The organism is Acinetobacter gyllenbergii (assembly GCF_001682515.1).
In the GTDB taxonomy this organism is placed as follows: domain Bacteria; phylum Pseudomonadota; class Gammaproteobacteria; order Pseudomonadales; family Moraxellaceae; genus Acinetobacter; species Acinetobacter gyllenbergii.
In genome coordinates this window covers 485933-502169 of sequence record NZ_KV575261.1, presented here as the reverse complement: position 1 = coordinate 502169, position 16237 = coordinate 485933, and the positions used below count along the sequence as shown (strand labels likewise).

Below are 16237 nucleotides of genomic sequence, written 5' to 3'. Positions count from 1 at the left end.
TAAATTAGTAGCACATCAGTGAACTATTTGACTTAAAGCTGATGAAATTTAAGAATTTTAATTTGATGGCTGTGGGGATGTTATGAAAGAAAGCATGAAGAATGAAGTCGTGGTCAACGCCGAAGCTTTTACGATTGCAACTCAAATGTATGTTCGTTTAAGACGTGTCTGTGGTCGTGTGATCGATGTGATGTATCTGGTCAATAATAAAGACTATGCCAAGCATATACTTGAACTTGCTTTGGCAACACAAGACCCAGAATTGGAACGTTTTGTGCTTCGTTTAAGTCCATTGATTGATTTATATCCAGAACCTGCGACATTGGTGAACGAAACAAAAGTTGAGGAGAAAAAGCAAGCTGTTGAAGTTTTAGAAAGCTATTCAATGGAAGTGACCGAAGAAGAGATCTATCAAGCCCAAGTGCACCATCACTACATTGGTGCATTGAGATAGATTATAAGTCATTCAAAAATAGAGAAGGAGTAAAGGATGTAGCCAAGCTGTTTACATCCTTATTAGTATTGCTTAGGCATGAGATTCGAACGCAATATTTAAAGTATAGCTGTAATCTTCGCTATACCCATTAAAAAATAAGATGATGAAAAAAATCTAAAAGATTTTTACTTAAGTGCTGAAAAGTTCAACTGCGAATGAAATCCAAAGTCTGTATAATGCGTTAACTTAACGTGTTAGGAATCTCTTATGCACTTGGCGGCATTGCATACTTTGAGTCAGATCCAGCTCAATCAACAAGGAAATCTCAAGCACTTTTTAACTATTGAAGGTCTTTCCAAAGAAACCTTAACCAAGATTCTAGATACAGCGCAAAGCTTCTTAGATGAAAATAATAATTTGATCAATCGTCCGTTGCTTGAAGGACTGACGGTGATGAATCTTTTCTTCGAAAACTCCACTCGTACCCGTACTACTTTTGAGGCTGCAGCAAAGCGTTTGTCTGCCAATGTCTTGAATATTGATATTGCACGTTCAAGTACCTCTAAGGGTGAAACCTTACGTGATACGCTTTGGAATTTGGAAGCCATGGCAGCGGATATCTTTGTGGTACGTCATTCATCGTCAGGTGCAGCGCATTTTATTGCCAAAGATGTCTGTCCTAAAGTTGCGATTATTAATGCGGGTGATGGTCGTCATGCACATCCTACCCAAGCCATGCTGGATATGTTGACTATTCGCCGTGAAACCAAGAAGCCATTTGAAGACTTAACAGTGGCGATCATTGGAGATATCAAACATTCGCGTGTTGCGCGTTCGAATGTGGCAGCATTGCAAACATTGGGCTGCAAAGACATTCGCGTGATTGCACCTAATACCCTGTTGCCAGTCGGCTTTAATGAATATGGCGAACATGTGCGTCTGTTTAACAAAATGGATGAAGGGGTAACAGATTGCGATGTGATTATTGCCTTACGGATTCAAAATGAACGTATTGATTCACCAGCTTTATCTTCACAAGCCGAATTCTACAAAATGTACGGCTTAAACAAAGAGCGTTTAGCTTTGGCAAAGCCTGATTGTATCGTGATGCATCCAGGCCCAATGAACCGTGGAGTTGAAATTGACTCAAGTGTTGCCGATGGTGATCAATCTGTCATTTTGAAGCAAGTTACCAATGGGATTGCGGTTCGTATGGCAGTGTTGGCACTCGCGATGCAAGGGCAGTTACAAGAACAAGGTTTAATTGAAGCGATTGCGCTGTAAGGGATAGATCACATGAGTATTGTAAAAATTGAAAATGTCCGTGTGCTCGATCCAATTCAAAAAACTGATCAAGTGAAAACGGTATATATCGAAAATGGTAAGTTGGTTGATGCGGTTGATCAAGTCAACGAAACCATTGATGGTCAAGGCAAATGGTTAATGCCAACCATGGTTGATCTTTGTGCACGTTTACGTGAACCTGGGCAACAACAGCATGGAACGTTAAAGTCTGAAGGTAAAGCAGCACGTGCCAATGGTATTTTGCATGTGATGACACCCCCTGATTCAAAACCAATTGTTCAAGATAATGGTGCTTTAATTCATGGCTTGATCGAAAAAGCACAATTGGATGGCGGAATTTACCTGCAAATTATTGGTGCGCAAACCCAAGGCCTCAATGGCAAACAACCTGCCAATATGGCGGGGTTGAAGAAAGGTGGATGTACCGCTGTTTCAAATGCCAATGCAAGCTTTGAAAATGATGATGTGGTGATTCGTACTCTAGAATATGCGGCAGGTTTGGGTTTGACCGTGGTGTTCTATGCCGAAGAGCCTCAAATTGCCAAAGATGGCTGTGCACACGAAGGTTTTATTGCATCTCGTCAAGGTTTACCGATGATCCCTGCGATTGCTGAAACTGTTGCAATTGCCAAATACTTGATCATGATTGAAGCAACAGGCGTGAAAGCACACTTTGGTTTACTGTCTAGTGGTGCTTCTGTTGATTTGATTCGCGCTGCAAAAGCCAAAGGTTTACCTGTAACTGCCGATGTTGCCATGCATCAGTTACATCTAACTGAGCAACTGACGGATGGCTTTAACTCACTTGCACATGTACGCCCACCGCTACGTTCTGAGCAAGATAAAGCCTTATTGCGTCAAGGGGTGAAAGAAGGGGTGATTGATGCAATTTGTACGCATCATGAACCACTTAGTAGCTCGGCAAAAATGGCTCCATTTGCTGAAACACAGCCAGGGATTACTGCTTTTGATACCTATGTGGGTTTAGGTGTGCAATTGATTCAAGAAGGTGTGTTTGAACCTTTGGAATGGGTGGCGAAAGTGACCTCTATACCAGCACAAGTCGCCAATATGACTGATCGTTGGTTGCAAGAAGCTGGTTGGGTTTTAATTGATCCAGAATTACAGTGGACTGTGTCTAAAGACAGTATCTTATCCCAAGGTAAAAATACGCCATTACTGGGTCAACAACTGACTGGTAAGGTGGTGAGCACCTTCGCATAAATGAGATGAAAACAGCAGAATAAGGCGATCAAGTCTTATTCTGCTTTGTAAACTGTGATGTAGATATTGTATTTAAATTTTACAAAGCCGATAAAAATTAAAAAACTAGATTAAAGTAACGATATAAATGAGATGTGCTTTACATAAAATTATAAAAAATGAGAATTAAACAGTTTAAATAATTGGAGCTAAATCATATGGCTATTAATCCAATGGAGTTACTTAAGCAAAAGGTATCCTCTATTATTGTCAATGATCAAACTTGTTTGGTAAATGAAAAAAATGATGTTTTATCAAGATTTTATCCTATTTTTTTACATCGTTTTTTAGAAAAACCTGAATTGGTTGATCAATTAAAAGAAAAACTTACGCCCTCTATTTTTGATTTATTAGAGCAAAATGAACGTGTAAAAAATGAATTGTTGTTGAGATTGGCGGCAGGCAAAGTTGCTGTGGCTGAAGTTGAAATTACATTAAATCGGGCCATTCCTAAAAGCTTAGCTGTGCTTTCAAATGAGGTCGGAAATGATGCGATCAGCATTATTCATTATCTCCGTGAACATAAACAGTCTATTCATGCCTTATTGCCAAACTGGTCAGATGAGGTATTGCTACATTTAAATGAAGTTCCTGAACCTGAGCCCGTATTGGAAGAAGTCATAGCACCTGCAGAAGAGCCAATAGAAAAGAAATCCTATAAATTATTTCCTTTTTTAACTTTGGTTTTTGCCAGCTTTTCTTTGCTCTTTCTTTATCATTTAAGTAAATAAAATCTGTCATTTAGATGGTATTGCGCTGGATCACTTTGTAATTGATTTCGTGCTAGCTAGCATCATGGCAAACAGATGTTTTGTAAACTGTGATGTAAGTATTGTATTTAAATGATATAAAAACGAATAAAAAATACACAAATGTTTAGAATGAAAATGCATCAGTTTGCTTGTACTTCGCATTTTTCTTAAGCGATCTGAATATTATAAATTTAATGTGTTGGAGAGAATAACAATGTCAATAAACCCAATAGAACTGTTAAAGCAGAAAGTGACTTCTGTGCTTGTGAATGGTCAAGACGGATTGGCGAACGAAAAAAGTGCGCTGTTATCTAAGTTTTACCCGATTTTTCTTTCGATTTTAGCCGCAAAACCTGAACTGATTCAGAAACTAAAAGAGTCGATTTCACCTTCATTATTCGATTTATTTGGTCATAATGATCAAGTTAAAAATACTTTATTATCCAATCTTGCTAGCGGTCAGCTTTCCACAGCTGAAGCAGAACAAACTTTAAATCAGTCGATTCCGATCAGCCTTGCTGCTTTAACCAGTGAAGCCGGCAACGATACCCAAAGTATTGTCAATTATTTAAAACAGCATGCCGATTCAATTCGTGCTCTGTTACCTGCATGGGCGGTCGGTTTACTTGCGCCTTTAGGGCTGGTTTCAAGTGCTTCAGCCTCTGTATCAAATTTGGCAAATAATACAGCAGCAGGTGCAGCAACTAAATCACGTGCATGGTTACCGATTGTGGCGCTGATTATTTTGGCTCTTCTGGTCGCATGGCTGTGGAAGTCATGTCAACATAAACAAATGGAAGTGCCTGTAAATAATGCGGATTCTCCAGCATCACAGGTTGGTACAGTCATTGCACCAGCGAGTTTAGCATTAACCACCGATGCCAGTGGTCATCTTGCACAGTGTCAGGTTATGGTGGGTGATCAAGGATTTTTGGCCAGCATTCAGGCCAAGGTCAAAGAAATTTTTTCTTCTACTCAGGATTGTATGGTAGATACTGCTGGTACGGCTGCAACACATGCAGGCAAGTTTACTGATAAAGCAGGACTTGCAGGTGTGTTGGGATTGCTTAAAGGGGTTCCAAATGTTTCCTTGGAATGGGTCGGTGATAAGATCACCTTAAAAGGTACAGATGCAGTTAAACTCAATGAGTTGCTTGGCAAGATCAAAGGATTAGTACCAAATACCGAGGTGGTTGTCGAAGCACCTGTGAGTGCTGCTGATTCGGTAAGTAATAGTCTAAATGCAGCACAAGATGCATTGGCGAGTATTGATGCCAATCAGGTTGATATTAATGCTGTGATTAAAGCACTTAATCTACAGATTATTAATTTCTCAACGGGATCTAATCAGATTCCAGATGAAAACAAAGCCATTTTGGATAAAGCCGCTGGCTTAATGAAAAATACCAAAGACGCAAAACTAACCGTTGCGGGCTATACCGATTCGACAGGTAATGCCAATAGCAATAAAACGCTGTCACAAAAACGTGCACAGGCTGTGGTCGATTATTTAGTTGGTCAAGGTGTAGATGCTGCTCAACTCACAGCGGTGGGACATGGTGCTGATAACCCTGTTGCAGATAATACAACTGAGGAAGGGCGCTTTAAAAATCGTCGAATTGAGTTTTCAATTAGTCCTTAATTGATGCTTTGTTGAAGTTTTAAAGGAGTTATTGAGAAAATAACTCCTTTTATTTTAATTATTTATTTGAGTAAATATCATTTTAAATGACGTTGTTTAAATAAAATCAAATAAAAGACTCGAAAGTATAGATTTAAATTGAGTAGAATACGCTCGAAAAACAAGATAATAGAGTATTAATATGAATAAGTTTTTGATATTCACAACATTAACCGCAGCTGTGTTATTAACAGGATGTGATAAGTTCAAACCGAAAGATAAAGTTGAAAATACCGATGCGGCAGTCGCAGAGTGGAGCTGTACCAATCAAGATAACTTGAATAATATTCAAGCGGCACTCAAAAAAGACTATTTAAAGCAAATCGAGCGTAGCCTCAGAGAAAGTCAGTATCAGGCAGATTATGATGTTTTGGATAAAATCAACAAAGGTCTAAAATTCGAAATTAAAAATGTGCGTACGTTGGATACAGCAGAAGGTGAACAAACATCAAAAACACAATTAAGCTGTGAAAGTCAGTTAATTGTTCAATTTCCAAAAGGCTTACAAAAGCGTGCGGAAAATGCCTACGCTGAGCAGCAGAAAAATTGTGAAGAGTGTGAAGGCGATTATAGTGCCAGTACTTTAGGTGATTATTTTGCAGATAATGAATATTCATTGACTTTAGAAGATGACAAGCTCAAAGGTAGTTTCTTCTATGACATTACCAAGACTGATAAAGATGGTTTAGTATTCAATATCCCTGATCAAAATACAGTGATTGATGGTGTGGTCTTTATGGCGACCAAAGCTGTGCAATATGTAGCCTATTTAAAAGAAAATCGCCTGATTGAACAAAGCAATGAACAAGCTCAGCAGCAATATGATGCAGAAGAATCGGCTCAAATGGGTTTGGCTCAAAAAGCAATGGATATTCGCAAAAAAGAGTTGGATGCTGAAAAAGCACAACAAGTTGAGCGTTTAAACCAAACGTGGGACAAGTTTAGCCCAGAGCAGAAAGCACAGTTGCAGCAAGACCAGTCTGATTGGTTTGAAAAACGTGATGTCGATTGTAAAGTACTTGCTCAGAAGCATGTATCTGACATTCCAGAAAAAGATTTGGAAACCTATCAAAAGCAATCACGCTATTGGAATGATGCGATGCGTCAACAAGACCAAGATATGCAGTACACCAAGTGTTTCACCCAACGTACTATTGAGCGCATTGTCTATCTCAATAATGTCAATTAAGTAAGCAACAACTAGAAGGACGAATTGATTCGTCCTTTTTTTATTGGCATGCTTAGCACAGCGATGGTTTTAAGATAAATATTATGCGAATTACATTGATTGGGGCAGGTCGTGTTGCAACCCATTTAGCCAAAGTATTGCAATTGCGGCATCAGATTGTGCAAATCTTGAGTCGGAATCTACAACATGCTCAGACCCTTGCAGACCAAGTCAGTGCCCAAGCAATTGATGATGAGCAGCAGCTAGATGAGCAAACCGATTTAGTGATTATTGCAGTCAGTGATCAGGTGATTCGTAGCGTGATTGATTCGATCGCGCCATATCTCCCTGAAAATCTGATTGTACATACCTCGGGGAGCACTGCTTTATCAGTCCTGGAACAAAGACATCCACGCGCGGGTGTGTTCTATCCTTTGCAAACCTTTAGTATGGAAAGGAATGTGAATTGGGCAGACACCCCTTTGTTTGTTGAGGCAGTACAGCAACAGGACTTAACCTTATTAACCGAATTAGCCAACAGTTTAAGCCAACGTGTCTATCAATATAGTTCTACACAACGTTTGACCTTGCATTTAGCAGCGGTATTTGCTTGTAATTTTAGTAATTATTGTTATGACATGGCGAAGCAGATCGTTGATGCAGAGCAGGTTGATTTTAGTTTGCTCTATCCACTGATTTTAGAGACCGCAAATAAAGCCACAGCCAATAATCCCAAGGATATGCAGACAGGCCCTGCGATGCGCGGTGACCAAAATATATTAAGTATGCATAGCCAGTTATTAGCAGATTCTAATCGTCCAGACTTGCAGCATATCTATGGTCTTATCAGTGAATCTATTTTAAAACGCCATCATTAAATTAATTTAACAATAAGTATACAAAATAGACAAATCAGTCTGTTTTGTATACCATGACTAAAATTTGATTCAATTCTATATAAAAAGATGTTGGCTAATATATTTCAAGCTTTAGAGAGTCTCGGCCTTACAGCACAAAAACGTGCAATCCATATTCAGTTTTCCAATCAAGATTTAAATACTCAAGTCTTCCTACAGCGTATTGATGGACAGCATCAACTGAATGACGGATTTAAGGCAGAATTAATTTGCCTATCAACCAATGCAACCATTCCACTCAAACAATTTATTGGTAGCCAAGCGGCAATTGATACGGTGACCGATAATGGACAATTGACCCGTGTCACAGGGATTATTACTCAAGCCTTACAAGGGCAATCGGATGGTAGCCTAACTGTCTATAAGCTGACTTTAGAAGATCCCACCGCACTGTGGAAACAACGTCGTAACAGCCGCGTGTTTATGAACAAGAGCGTGCCTGATGTCGTGCAACTTATCTTCAAGGAGTGGCAGCAAAAGAGTTCCTTATTTGCGTCAAGCTTAACTTTGGACTTAAGCGGACTCAGCCAGAACTATGATATCCGTCCTTTTATTATGCAATATAATCAATCAGATGAAGCATTTTTAACATCTTTGATGCGTAGCGAAGGGATTAGCTGGTTAATTGATGAAGCCGAGCGAATCGTTCCGCAAAGCAGTGCCGCGATTCAGCCGCAAAAACTACGCTTGATTGATGACAATAGCCAATACCAAGCGCTAGACAGAAGAACGATTCGTTACCACCGCAGCAGTGCGACAGAGCAATATGACAGCATGACCAGTTTGGTCGGGCAACGCAGCTTACAACCGAGCAGCGTGCATGTACAACGTTGGCAAGCGGATGTACTGGAACAAGAAGATGGCGCAGGCAGTGTGCAGAGCACACATAAACACAGTGCTCAATATGACAATGCCAGTTTAGGGCTGGAACAGGCATGGCATTTCTCACCGGCATGGATGCAAGACCTGAATGGTGAAGATGGTGCAACCGCATCGGGCAATGCACAAATTGAAAAACTGAATCAGAATCTCGGTCAATATTACGACTTACAATCCAAGCAATTTACAGCCCATACTACCGTGCGCGACACGCATGTGGGTTACTGGTTTGAATTGGCTGAGCATCCTGAAATTGATCAACATGCTGGCAGCGATAAAGAATTCCTGATTACAGGCAAAAACTTTTATAACCAAAACAATTTGCCCAAAGATCTACATCAACAGATCAATCAATTATTAGCACAAAGTAATTGGCAACCCACTCAATCTAATAACTCAGAAGAACGCCAAGCCAATCAACTGACACTACAACGCCGCAGCATTAAAACCGTACCTGAATTTAATCCCTTACAACACCGCCCAATAGCCTCACCGCAACGAGCCAAAGTGGTTGGGCCAAGCGGCGAAGAAATTCATGTGGATGAATGGGGGCGGATTAAAGTCCGTTTTCTCTTCACTCGGAATGACGACCATAGCCACGATGGTGGTGCGGGTGCCAATGACAATGACACCGATTCAGCTTGGGTTGATGTACTGACCCCTTGGGCAGGTGAAGGCTATGGTGCACGCTTGTTACCGAGGATTGGTGAGATTGTGGTGATTGACTTCTTTGATGGCAATATTGACCGTCCATTTGTGGTGGGAAGAATTCATGAAGGCCTGCGTAGCCCAACCAAGTTTGATCATGTAGGTAAGCTGCCAGACACCAAGAAACTGGCAGGGATCAAATCGAAAGAATATCAGGGCGAAGGCTTTAACCAACTGCGCTTTGATGACACCACAGGACAGATCAGCGCCCAGTTGCAAAGCAGCCATGCCGCCAGCCAACTGAATCTGGGTAAACTCAGCCATCCCAAAGACAAGGCTGAAAGTGAAGACCGCGGTGAAGGTTTTGAGCTACGCACCGACCAATGGGGTGCAGTACGGGCAGGCGAAGGTCTTCTCGTTTCCACCTATAAACAGGATCAAGCCCAAGGTGAACATCTGGATGCACAAGTTGCTAAACAGCAGCTTGAGGGCAATCAAAACAATGCCAAAGCCTTAAGTGAAGTTGCCAAGAACCAACAGACCGATGAAATAGAATCGCTGGATCAACTCAAAGAATTTGCGGAAGAAATTGAATCTGATATTGCCAAATTTAATAAGGCGATGTTGTTGCTTAGCTCACCTGCGGGCATTGGTTTAAGTAGCAATGAAGATATTCATCTCTCTGCGGATGGACAGATTAACCAGTTTGCAGGCGATAGTATTAATCTAAGCACCCAAAAAAATCTGGTGGCACATGTGAGTGGTAAAGCCAGTCTGTTTGCCGCACAAAATGGCATTAAACAAGTCGCAGCCAAAGGCAAGTTTGAAGTTCAGGCCCAAGGGGATGGCATGGATTTACTTGCCAAGCAAGGCATACAAATTACTTCGACTGAAGACCGTATTGAAATCACCAGCCCCAAAGAGATTGTGATTACTGCGGGTGGTTCTCAGATTAAGCTGAATGGCTCAGGGATTTTCCCTGTGACCAGTGGCAAGTTTGAGGTGAAGGCAGGGCAGCATTTGTTTATGGGCGGTGCGAAGTCAAATTATATTTTACCTGAATTGCCAAACATTCAATATGCTTATAGTAATAAATTGGATGTTTTTAATCTCTTTAAGCAGTCGGAATTAAAAAATATCGAATATTCAATATTGCATAATAATGGGAAAGTTAAAAAGGGGACGCTTGATCAATATGGTAGAACTGATCGAATAAGATCGCATGAAAAAGAAAAAGTTAAAATCTTAATTGGAGGAGATGAGTGGCATTACTATATTGAAAATTTTGGAGGAAGCAAAGATGAGAATACTTTTATTCAATTTTTAGACTTTTTAGGTGCAGCTATTCCTAATTTAATATTTCAGTTGAGTGATGAAAATAATAAGATTATTTTAACAGGCACAACTGATAAAAATGGTGAGGCTGTCTTTAAATGTCCTAATGTTAATTTTCCTTTACTTTCAGTAAAAAGTATTATTGATAATGAGTTTAAGCCTATTATTAGAATTGAGAATAATTATGTAAGAGAAATTACATTGATTAGCCCTAAAATTTTAAAAGATATAGATTTGTTTCAAGATTCTGAGGAAAAGGGAGCTTATAGACGAAGTAATTATTCAGAAGAAACATCATTCAATGAAGGAGAGAATTAAAAATGGTGGATGAGTCTAAAAAAGATCAGCAGATGAAGAACCAGAATGGTAGATCTGTACTTGTAATTTCGGCTGAAGATGTAAAAGATGCAGCTAGTGCAAGTCAAACAGCTTCTGATTGGTTGGGTTATTTGACAACAGGTACGAAAGTAGTAGAAAAGAATAACTTTGCATGGGGCGTCTTACACTCTAAAAATTCCCCAGGATTTAGTCTAGAAAACTTAAAAAAAATTAAAATGTATTCTCATAATCCAGAAACAAATAGAGTATTTCAGGGAAATAAGCACACTAAAGTTACAAATATTGGAAAAGTGGCTGGTAAAGTTGATAAAGTTGGTGGAATGTTAGGAAATGTTGGGGATGCTGCAGAGATTGTTGTGGCAATAAAGCAAAAAGATGCGAAAGCTCTCGCATCAAAATCTTCGACAATGATTTTATCAAAAAGTGGCGAAACTGCGGGTTTGGCTGCTGCAGGGAAATGTACAAAGTTTGCAGTGAAAAAATTAGATCCGAAGAGAGTCGCTATAGCAGGTACAGCTTGTTATATAGCATTTAACTATGGTGGAAAGTATGTAGGTGACAAAGTAGGTACAGCCGTTGGAGAAACTGGTCCTGCTGTAGAAGTAGCTAAAGGTATTATTAAAGCGATTGATATAATGGATGAGCAAGATAAAGCTGCTGAGGAAAAAAGGAAGGCAATAGAAATTAAAAAAGATCCTATGCTAGAATGGCATGTAATTGGTGCAGATTAATTACAAGGTTTTTATATGAAATTAAAGTTTTTAACAGTTTTTATTTTATTAGGTTTTAATCCTTTAGTTCTTTTAGCTTGTTCTAAACCTACAGTTGAATCTGTAACAGTTTCACAAAATGCAGAAAAAATTTACCAAAATGGTGAAAAATATTATTTAGGTAAAGGAGTGTCGCAAGATTATCAAAAAGCTTTTCAATTGATTGAGCAAGCCGCTAATATGGGCTTAGCTGAAGCTCAAAATGATTTAGCTAGTATGTATTTTGAGGGGCTAGGTACAAAACAAGACTACGAAAAAGCTTTTTTTTGGTTTGGTAAATCGGCGAAACAAAACTTTCCTGAAGCTGAATACAACTTAGGGTTAATGTATGCTCATGGAAATTTTGTGCCAGTAAGTAAATCAAAAGCATTAGAGCTATATTCTAAAGCAGCAGAAAAAAACTTTCCTCAAGCACAATTTAATTTAGCTAATGCTTATTTAAATGGTGATGGATTACCTAAGGATGAGGCTAAAGCATTAGAGCTATACGCTAAAGCAGCAGAACAAAACTTTCCTCAAGCACAATTCAATTTAGCTAATGCTTATTTTAATGGTGATGGATTACCTAAAGATGAGAAAAAAGCATTGGAATTATATACTAAAGCAGCAGAACAAAATTTTCCTCAAGCGCAATTTAATTTAGCTTATATATATCAACATAACTTTAATGATATAGAAAAAGCTAAGTATTGGTTCAAAAAAGCTTATGATAATGGTATTGAAGAAGCTGGAGCAGCATTAATGCAATTGGAAGATTAATTTTTTTTTATAAATAAGTATAAAAATGTGCATAAAATAAGTGCAGAAATGGTTATAATGATTCCCTGTAGCTCTAGAACTATTAATGATAACCAAGATGTTTTTAAACTAATTTGGTTTTCATTAATATGTATTTCCCCTATATTATTTTCTTTGGATATATAAATTTTTATATCTCCGTTCTTTTTGTGGTTATTCCATAGTTGTGTGTTTTTATTTTTTAAATTTTCACACGACTCAAAAAAACTTGTTCTATAATAGTTGAAAATTTTATCCTCATTAATATAGTAGTTTTTTTTATCTATAGTGTATTTATATTTTATAGAGCGGTATGCTGCTCTATTAATACCTCTATAAAATGGTTTGTGTGAACAGTAAACTTCTGATTCTATAATTTCAAATTTGTCTAGCTTCACCCAGTTTTTATGTGTGAAACTAAATAATGTATTTTTAATACAGAGAAATAGTAAGCTAGCTGAGAGGAGTAAAAATAAAGTAATTATTGTATATAATACTGTTTTTTTCATTTAAAAAAAGTAGGCAATGTAAATACATGATTTTATCAATTTTTTTTCAACTTATTGTTTTATTGTGTTAGTTAGGTCTCGAAAGGAACATCCTGGATTTATTACTTATGAATTTCTTAAGAATTTTAGGGGGATTAATCAATGTCTGATGCAGAATTATTTATTGTGGCAAACTATGAACACAATTCGGATGGTTCATATACGACCTGAAGCTACTTGACAGACTGTTGAATATTGGTGACACAGCGTACTCTATACAAACGATAAGTCATTTTATTCTCTTCATTTGATTCTGGGGGTTGCTCTTACAATATTGAGTCTATCATACGTATTTGTTGAAGAGGAACTGCACAATACCTTTTTAGTTTCAGACCTAGCTCTTGTTGGATTCTCAACAGACGGATGCTTATAATTGTAATTATAATTTTTTGATTGACTAATATTATTTTTGAAGAAGGGAGTATAGGTTGTTAGTAATGTTGAGTGGGGAGTCAAATAAAATTATAGAGAAGGTTTTGGAAACTACATTTTTAATCACAATTTTTGATCAGTTAGGATGGTTTTAATGATTGTGCAGAAACTTAAATCTATTGTTTTTAGCTGCATATGGAATTGGAAATAAAATGAAAAAATATGAACTGATTCATAAATCTTTTCTTGCTTTATTAATATTTGTTATTTCCCTGAGTTTTATTTATATTTTTTCAAATTTTATTTTTTGTTTATTCATATTTTTATTTTTTGGTGTGCTTTTTACTTTACAAGGAAGAGCTGCGTTAGGTGTGAGTGGTCAAAAATACTTTATGTATATCACATTAAATGCTTTTCTTTTATTTGCTTTTTCTGCCTTTACCCTGGTTTTGTCTTTGAAGGGTCATGCCATATTTGTTCTTTTTCCAATTTTTATATATATTATTTTGGATTATATTGTTTTCAGAATTAAGTTGGAGGGGATTTTAATAGAATTCTCGAAAGATAGTTTGGTGATTGTTGATAATAATTATGATGATTTTTCAAGTGAATTTGAACTTAAATATGGTAAGGTTTGGGGTGTGGGGCTTGAAATATTTACTATGGTTTATGTTTTATATATGTTCGTAGTTGGGCCATACTTCTTTATTTTTAAATTTAAAAGTTATTTTGATGTGGATAATATTGCAATGGGGTGGAAGGTTGGTTTTGTTGTGTATGCCTTGGTTCTTTTGTTTTTAATACTATGGGAGTATACCTTTAAAAGGCTAATTTTTTTTAAAAGATTACTTTCTAATTAACCTTTTTGAACTTAGCGTGATAAGGGTTTTAGAAGAGCTTTAAGTAATAGGATGTTGGGTTTTAATTTTTTTAGTAAAAAATAATATCTTATTTCTTTCAATAGCTTGCATAGTTCTGCTAGGGAATATTTGTGTGATATGATTAACCAGGGAAATTAGTTGATTAAATTAAGTTGGGAATTATTATTTAGGTTTGTAGTTAAGGGTTTTAAATGTCTTTGAAATTGTCTGGTTTTGATTGTAAATATTTTGTTAAAAATCATTTTATTATGAATTTGGTGTTAGGGTTTTTAACTTTTTTAATATTTTTTTCATCAATTTCTGCGAATTCGGATTTAATTAATTTTCTACTAACATTAGCTTTTGTTTTTTATTTTTCATTTTGTGTTTATATAAGAGTCAAAAGTAAGTCTAGCATCTTGGATTATGCTCGTCATCGTTATTTAAGTTGCTATCTGAGTTCCTTTTGCTTTTTTCTTCTCTCTTTGTTGGTTGCTTTAGATTTGGGTGATTTTTATTTTTTTGGTTATATTTTTATTTATTTTGTTTTGTTTGTTTTTATTTGGTTTTATAATAGGATCGAGTTGCGCTCTAATACGTATTGGAGTCTTTTAGATGAGGCTTTTTTTTCAAAAGATGACATCGAACTATATGATTTCTTTTTTTTAATTAGTAAACATAAGTATAAAACTAGCAATTTGTCTGTTATTGCTGCAATTGTTATTTCGCAGATTGCATTTGTCTTTACGATGAATGGTTTTTTAAAAATTTCCCCTGCTTATGAGTCTTCTATTTTGCCAGGTGTTTTTTTATTCATTTCTTGCTTTATAATAATCAATATGAGGTTACATGTGATTTTTCCATATTATTTCTTAAAAAAATATGAAGATGATGAAAGTATGAGAAACCTACACAACTAAGTTCCTCAACAGCTATGCTGAAATTAAGACTGTTTTATCGAAATGGCAATGAGGGGTAGCCCTTCTGTAGTTTACAATGTTAGGTTGAAATATTATATGCATTTAAATCCAAAATAGGAGAGAGTGAAATTATTTTAGATTTTTTATGTGTAATCAGGCTTTATAGAGTCCAGATGGTTGTAGCAGCTCGATTATAAGCTTGTGATGGAGTTCAAACAGATCTCAGTGGAACTTTTTGATAGTTATTAAAAGATGCCAAACTGTAAGTGATATTGAGTCATAAAACCAAGTAGAGCTTTGTTGTGAGTAAGGAAGGGCGTTTTAAAGAATCAATTCAAGCACTCGTTTGTTGCAAGTTGCAGTAGACAATGAGTATGTTGAAGCTCAATATAACATTGCATTTAATTGTTATATTAGAAGTCATGCTAACCAAAATTTAAGTGGATTAGTTGAGTATGTGGGAAATAACAAATAAATCATATTTTAACTTTTAATCAATCTTTAATTGGGTGTAAAAATCCTTAATTATTATACTGAAAATGTTTGAAATTTAAGCTTAATATTCAGTGCTTTAATTGTTGTATCTATAAGGAAATTTACGGTAGTAAGTTTTATAGAGAATTTAGTCAAATAAATGTTGTCTATTAATAGCCAGTATTTATTTTTTGCATTGTTTCCGTATCTAAGAGTGCACGGATACTTTTAAACAAAGGATGTTTGTTCGTATATTTCTCACCATAAGTAAGGTTAAACTCATAATCAAAATCATCGGGATTAATGCCTTGGTTATGCTGTAAAATCGTTTCTAACTTATCTAATGCTTTTACAGCAATTGCTTCTTGCGTTTGACCAGCCTCATATTCTTCCCACAGTCCAAGTAGCGAGCTTCTTAGCGGATCATCTAATGACTGGGTAAGGAATAAGAGATCATTACGTTCTTGGGCATTTTTATCAGGATGATTTTGCTTTTCGATCGCAGGAATATCACCATGAATTGTCTCGCCCAAATCATGAACAAGACACATCTTTAAGACTCTTGAAAAGTCGAGGTATGTCAATTCATCTTCAAATACCAGTGCTAATAAGGCAAGTCTCCACGTATGCTCAGCAGTACTCTCATTTCGGCCATTAGACGTGTGGGATGAACGCATGATATTTTTTAGATTTTCAGCTTCTTTTAAAAAGAGTAAACGACCTTTAATAATGTCGGTATTCATTCAGCTTTCCTGTTATTTTCAAAATGATAGAACTCTACGTTCACAAGGTT

General features: G+C 36.8%; 14 protein-coding genes. 12 read left to right on the top strand and 2 right to left on the bottom strand.

Features of this window, described 5'->3' with window-relative positions; all coding sequences use genetic code 11:
• Positions 1–82 precede the first annotated feature (82 nt).
• From NG55_RS02595 to NG55_RS02550, 10 genes are all read left to right on the top strand, one after another.
• Positions 83–454: a hypothetical protein gene (locus NG55_RS02595; RefSeq protein WP_016542174.1), complete on the top strand. Its 372-nt coding sequence runs from the start codon at positions 83–85 to the stop codon at positions 452–454.
• Between the two features lie 249 nt (positions 455–703).
• Positions 704–1720 (top strand): aspartate carbamoyltransferase catalytic subunit, encoded by a 1017-nt coding sequence (locus tag NG55_RS02590; RefSeq protein ID WP_016542175.1) that lies wholly within the window; start codon positions 704–706, stop codon positions 1718–1720.
• A 12-nt stretch (positions 1721–1732) separates the two neighbouring features.
• Positions 1733–2965, top strand: coding sequence for a dihydroorotase (locus tag NG55_RS02585; RefSeq protein ID WP_016542176.1), 1233 nt, complete (start codon positions 1733–1735; stop codon positions 2963–2965).
• 197 nt (positions 2966–3162) lie between these two features.
• Positions 3163–3735, top strand: coding sequence for a hypothetical protein (locus NG55_RS02580; RefSeq protein ID WP_065342226.1), 573 nt, complete (start codon positions 3163–3165; stop codon positions 3733–3735).
• A 235-nt stretch (positions 3736–3970) separates the two neighbouring features.
• Positions 3971–5398 (top strand): OmpA family protein, encoded by a 1428-nt coding sequence (locus NG55_RS02575; RefSeq protein ID WP_065342225.1) that lies wholly within the window; start codon positions 3971–3973, stop codon positions 5396–5398.
• A gap of 181 nt (positions 5399–5579) precedes the next feature.
• Positions 5580–6626 (top strand): hypothetical protein, encoded by a 1047-nt coding sequence (locus NG55_RS02570; RefSeq protein ID WP_065342224.1) that lies wholly within the window; start codon positions 5580–5582, stop codon positions 6624–6626.
• A gap of 83 nt (positions 6627–6709) precedes the next feature.
• Positions 6710–7483 (top strand): Rossmann-like and DUF2520 domain-containing protein, encoded by a 774-nt coding sequence (locus tag NG55_RS02565; protein WP_065342223.1) that lies wholly within the window; start codon positions 6710–6712, stop codon positions 7481–7483.
• Positions 7484–7570: 87 nt separating this feature from the next.
• Positions 7571–10702: a type VI secretion system Vgr family protein gene (locus tag NG55_RS02560; RefSeq protein WP_065342222.1), complete on the top strand. Its 3132-nt coding sequence runs from the start codon at positions 7571–7573 to the stop codon at positions 10700–10702.
• 2 nt (positions 10703–10704) lie between these two features.
• Entirely contained in the window at positions 10705–11454 is a 750-nt protein-coding gene (locus NG55_RS02555; protein WP_023270223.1) for a hypothetical protein, read from the top strand.
• A 15-nt stretch (positions 11455–11469) separates the two neighbouring features.
• Positions 11470–12252 carry a tetratricopeptide repeat protein gene (locus NG55_RS02550; protein WP_065342221.1) on the top strand — a complete coding sequence of 261 codons (783 nt, stop codon included), beginning with the start codon at positions 11470–11472 and terminating at the stop codon, positions 12250–12252.
• On the opposite strand, the gene NG55_RS02545 is transcribed toward NG55_RS02550, so the two are convergent.
• The gene (locus NG55_RS02545) at positions 12249–12779 is read right to left on the bottom strand and encodes a hypothetical protein (RefSeq protein WP_065342220.1); all 531 of its coding nucleotides are present in this window, start codon (positions 12777–12779) and stop codon (positions 12249–12251) included. The genes NG55_RS02550 and NG55_RS02545 overlap by 4 nt on opposite strands.
• A gap of 623 nt (positions 12780–13402) precedes the next feature.
• Between NG55_RS02545 and NG55_RS02540 the strand changes: the two genes are divergently transcribed.
• Together NG55_RS02540 and NG55_RS02535 are read left to right on the top strand one after the other, a co-directional pair.
• The gene (locus tag NG55_RS02540) at positions 13403–14050 is read left to right on the top strand and encodes a hypothetical protein (protein WP_065342219.1); all 648 of its coding nucleotides are present in this window, start codon (positions 13403–13405) and stop codon (positions 14048–14050) included.
• Between the two features lie 212 nt (positions 14051–14262).
• Complete coding sequence (locus NG55_RS02535) at positions 14263–14970, top strand: hypothetical protein (RefSeq protein WP_065342218.1); 708 nt, start codon at positions 14263–14265, stop codon at positions 14968–14970.
• Between the two features lie 644 nt (positions 14971–15614).
• Here the strand turns inward: NG55_RS02535 and NG55_RS02530 are convergent.
• Positions 15615–16187, bottom strand: coding sequence for an HD domain-containing protein (locus NG55_RS02530; protein WP_065342217.1), 573 nt, complete (start codon positions 16185–16187; stop codon positions 15615–15617).
• Between the last annotated feature and the right edge of the window lie 50 nt (positions 16188–16237).

Bases quoted from the DNA above. Each gene is read 5' to 3' on its own strand.
- NG55_RS02595 (WP_016542174.1), top strand. From the start codon at position 83: ATGAAAGAAAGCATGAAGAATGAAGTCGTGGTCAACGCCGAAGCTTTT.
- NG55_RS02590 (WP_016542175.1), top strand. From the start codon at position 704: ATGCACTTGGCGGCATTGCATACTTTGAGTCAGATCCAGCTCAATCAA.
- NG55_RS02585 (WP_016542176.1), top strand. From the start codon at position 1,733: ATGAGTATTGTAAAAATTGAAAATGTCCGTGTGCTCGATCCAATTCAA.
- NG55_RS02580 (WP_065342226.1), top strand. From the start codon at position 3,163: ATGGCTATTAATCCAATGGAGTTACTTAAGCAAAAGGTATCCTCTATT.
- NG55_RS02575 (WP_065342225.1), top strand. From the start codon at position 3,971: ATGTCAATAAACCCAATAGAACTGTTAAAGCAGAAAGTGACTTCTGTG.
- NG55_RS02570 (WP_065342224.1), top strand. From the start codon at position 5,580: ATGAATAAGTTTTTGATATTCACAACATTAACCGCAGCTGTGTTATTA.
- NG55_RS02565 (WP_065342223.1), top strand. From the start codon at position 6,710: ATGCGAATTACATTGATTGGGGCAGGTCGTGTTGCAACCCATTTAGCC.
- NG55_RS02560 (WP_065342222.1), top strand. From the start codon at position 7,571: ATGTTGGCTAATATATTTCAAGCTTTAGAGAGTCTCGGCCTTACAGCA.
- NG55_RS02555 (WP_023270223.1), top strand. From the start codon at position 10,705: ATGGTGGATGAGTCTAAAAAAGATCAGCAGATGAAGAACCAGAATGGT.
- NG55_RS02550 (WP_065342221.1), top strand. From the start codon at position 11,470: ATGAAATTAAAGTTTTTAACAGTTTTTATTTTATTAGGTTTTAATCCT.
- NG55_RS02545 (WP_065342220.1), bottom strand. From the start codon at position 12,779: ATGAAAAAAACAGTATTATATACAATAATTACTTTATTTTTACTCCTC.
- NG55_RS02540 (WP_065342219.1), top strand. From the start codon at position 13,403: ATGAAAAAATATGAACTGATTCATAAATCTTTTCTTGCTTTATTAATA.
- NG55_RS02535 (WP_065342218.1), top strand. From the start codon at position 14,263: ATGTCTTTGAAATTGTCTGGTTTTGATTGTAAATATTTTGTTAAAAAT.
- NG55_RS02530 (WP_065342217.1), bottom strand. From the start codon at position 16,187: ATGAATACCGACATTATTAAAGGTCGTTTACTCTTTTTAAAAGAAGCT.